The organism is Desulfocurvus sp. DL1XJH-121, from assembly GCF_054819825.1.
Genome location: NZ_JBTVWW010000154.1, coordinates 1 through 251, shown reverse-complemented (window position 1 = coordinate 251; position 251 = coordinate 1). Strand labels below are relative to the sequence as shown.

Below are 251 nucleotides of genomic sequence, written 5' to 3'. Positions count from 1 at the left end.
GACCGTGGCATGCCGTTCGAGAGCGTGTCGAACAATGGCCAGGGCTCGACGTTCTTCACCTTTCTGGTCTTCGAGACCATGCTCTTTGCTATCGGCATCGCGTTTGCCACTCTGGCGATGGTCAAGGAGCGGGCCGAGTTGCAGTTCCGCAGCGCCGCTCTGAGCGACCCGCTGACCGGCGTGGGCAATCGCCGCGCCTTCATGGAAACCGGCGAACGACTACTGCGCCTGTGCGTCGAGCGTGGCGAGCA

General features: G+C 63.3%; 1 protein-coding gene. It reads left to right on the top strand.

The genetic code is table 11. The annotated features are described in order from the left end of the window. Positions 1-251, top strand: a 251-nt coding sequence (locus ACYYG1_RS17695; protein WP_461211644.1) for a hypothetical protein, incomplete at both ends; no start/stop codon positions are given.